The organism is Methanobrevibacter sp. (assembly GCF_045116495.1).
Taxonomy (GTDB): domain Archaea; phylum Methanobacteriota; class Methanobacteria; order Methanobacteriales; family Methanobacteriaceae; genus Methanocatella.
Window position 1 is genome coordinate 1 of sequence record NZ_JBGULU010000071.1, and the last position, 2,874, is coordinate 2,874.

General features: G+C 37.3%; 4 protein-coding genes. All 4 read left to right on the top strand.

Annotated elements, in window-relative coordinates; translation table 11 throughout:
- The first annotated feature begins 6 nt into the window (after positions 1–6).
- The 4 genes from ACJMLH_RS03345 to ACJMLH_RS03360 all read left to right on the top strand — a co-directional run bounded on the left by ACJMLH_RS03345 (position 7) and on the right by ACJMLH_RS03360 (position 2,863).
- The gene (locus tag ACJMLH_RS03345) at positions 7–108 is read left to right on the top strand and encodes a hypothetical protein (protein ID WP_405274717.1); all 102 of its coding nucleotides are present in this window, start codon (positions 7–9) and stop codon (positions 106–108) included.
- Positions 109–112: 4 nt separating this feature from the next.
- Positions 113–1,354, top strand: coding sequence for a methanogenesis marker 15 protein (locus ACJMLH_RS03350; protein ID WP_405274711.1), 1,242 nt, complete (start codon positions 113–115; stop codon positions 1,352–1,354).
- An 18-nt stretch (positions 1,355–1,372) separates the two neighbouring features.
- Entirely contained in the window at positions 1,373–1,930 is a 558-nt protein-coding gene (locus ACJMLH_RS03355) for a methanogenesis marker 17 protein (RefSeq protein WP_405274713.1), read from the top strand.
- A gap of 66 nt (positions 1,931–1,996) precedes the next feature.
- On the top strand, positions 1,997–2,863 hold the full coding sequence (locus ACJMLH_RS03360; protein WP_405274715.1) for a radical SAM protein: 867 nt from the start codon (positions 1,997–1,999) through the stop codon (positions 2,861–2,863).
- Positions 2,864–2,874: the final 11 nt, after the last annotated feature.

Here is a 2,874-nt window from a genome sequence, read left to right on the forward strand (position 1 = left end):
CCTGTATTGGAACTCAATTATCCAACTAATCAAGATGAAACATATGTTATGGTGAATCAAATCAATGAGTTTGTAGATTCACTTGAAAAAACTGCTGAGGAGGAATAATAAGATGGTTAAAATTGCTTTAGTTTCATGCGGAACAGAATATAGTGGAATTCAAAAGGAAATTGAAAAGGCAGCAAACAAATTTGGTGCAGAAATTGTTCTTCCTGAAATCGATTTGGACTACATTGATGAATCTTATGAGAAATTTGGATTTTCAGCTCAAAGTTCAAGTTTGAAATTGATGATTGCAAGAGCCATGGCCATTGTTGAAGGCAGATCCAAACCTGATGCAGTATTTATTGCAACCTGTTTTAGATGTGCGGAAGCGGCATTGGTTAGAAATGAAGTAAGACGTTTTATTCAAAACAATACTCGTATTCCGGTAGTTACTTATTCATTTACTGAAAGAACCAAAGCTGATGAATTGTTCATCCGTATGGAAGCATTGGCTACCACTGTAACCCGTAGAAGCATTCTTGCTCGTGAAAAACAAGAAGGCCTTACTCTTGGTTTAGATTCAGGTTCAACCACTACAAAAGCAGTGCTCATGGAAAACAACCAGGTTATTGGAACTGGGTGGACAGCTACCAAGGACATCATCGAATCTGCAAAGACAGCTGCTGCTGAAGCATTTGCAAACACTGATTACGATTGGGATGATGTGGACGGTATTGGAACAACTGGTTATGGTAGATTTACAATGGGTCAGGAATTTAAAGCTGAACTCGTTCAGGAAGAATTGTCCGTTAACGCTAAAGGTGCAGTATATCTTGCAGACTGTCAAAAAGGAGAAGCTACCGTATTAGATATTGGTGGTATGGATAACAAGGTAATTACAGTTAACAACGGTATTCCTGATAACTTTACTATGGGTGGTATCTGTGCTGGTGCATCCGGAAGATTCTTGGATATGACTTCCCGTAGGCTTGATGTTGACATCACTGAATTAGGTCCTCTTGCAGTACAGGGTGACTGGAGAAAGGCAATGTTAAATTCATACTGTATTGTATTCGGTATTCAGGACCTTGTTACTACACTTGCAGCAGGCGGTTCCAAAGCAGACGTGGCAGCTGCAGCATGTCACTCAGTATCAGAACAAGTTTATGAACAACAACTTCAGGAAATTGATATTCGTGAACCTTTAATCCAGGTAGGCGGAACAAGTTTAATTTCCGGTCTTGTTGAAGCTGTAAGTGAAACCTTAGGTGGAATTGAAGTTATTGTTCCTGAATACTCTCAACATATCGGTGCTGTTGGAGCAGCTCTTTTAGTATCCGGAATGGGACACAGACACGATGATAAATAAATTTAAAGGGTTGATTTAATGTTAGTTGAATGCTACGATGAAAGAGGTGCTGAAGTTTATGAAATCATCATTAAGCAGATTTTCCAGGATTTGGTTTTAGGTGCTGCTGTTGATGATTTGAGAGCTTATGTCAATCCTGATGATCCTGTATTTGTCTTAGCTATTAAAATGAAGAAAACTTCAAATGCGGTTACTTTTGGAGATGTGGCTACTTTAACATACGTTAAGGCAGAAGATCTCACCAGAATTATTGTTGATAATGAAAATTATCTTCCAAATATCTTAAAGCAGCTATGGAAAAGATATTCTAGAGATGAGATTTATCAACCAAACAGATATCAGCTGGAAATTGCTGGAGACCATGTTGATTTGAAAACAATTATTGTGGATGATCCTCACTCTAATTTGCAGAGAAGGGTTTATGATGCAATATTTAGGATATTGCCTGAAGGATTCAAAATCATTAAAGACATGTCTACCGAAGATATCGTTACTGTTGTAGCTACTGATGAGCTAATTGCAGATGCATGGATTGAAAAGGCTAATGAATATATTGCGGAGTTAAGTGGCAAATAGAAAACTTTAAATATTTGTTCGTATCAATACAAAATAACAGGAGTTATATATTGGAGAAGTGATAGTATGGCTGAACATAAAGGTTCAAGATTTGCACACATAACAAAAGCACATCCATGTTTTAATGAAAAAATGCATGATAAGGTCGGTAGAGCACATGTGCCAGTTGCACCAAAATGTAATATCTTTTGTAACTTCTGTACAAGAGATATTAATGATGAAGAGAATAGGCCTGGCGTTGCAAGCTGTGTAATGGATGCAGATGCTGCAATCAAGCATGTCAATGATGTTGCTGCTGACGGTCCAATTGCAGTTGTAGGAGTAGCGGGACCTGGAGATTCACTTGCCAATGAAGAGACATTCAAGTTCTTTGAAAAACTGGCAACTGAACAACCTGATTTAATCAAATGTATGAGTACTAATGGACTTTTACTTCCAAAATATGCAGATAGGCTTGCAGAACTTGGAGTAAACTCCGTTACAGTAACAATCAATGCAATTGACCCTGACATTGCTGTTGATATTTATTCATTTATTAAATATGAAGGTAAGGTTTACAAAGGATATGATGCCGTTAACATTTTGATAAAAAATCAATTGGACGGTGTTGAAAAAGCAGCAGCCAATGGTATGGTTGTTAAAGTCAATTCTGTATTAATCCCTGGTTTGAACGATGAACATATTGTAGAAATAGCTAAAGAGGTTAAAAAAAGAGGCGCTTCTTTAATGAATATTTTGCCATTGATTCCTTTAGCTAAAATGAAACATTATAGTCGTCCGGACTGTTCAATGATGGAAAGTGTCAGGGAGCAAGTTGAAGAAATCATACCGGTATTCAGAGCATGCACTCAATGTAGGGCAGATGCTTATGGTATACCTGGTAAAAAAAGCGAAGATCATCATTTAGGAATGACTCCACAAAGTCATTACTAAAACTTTTTTTT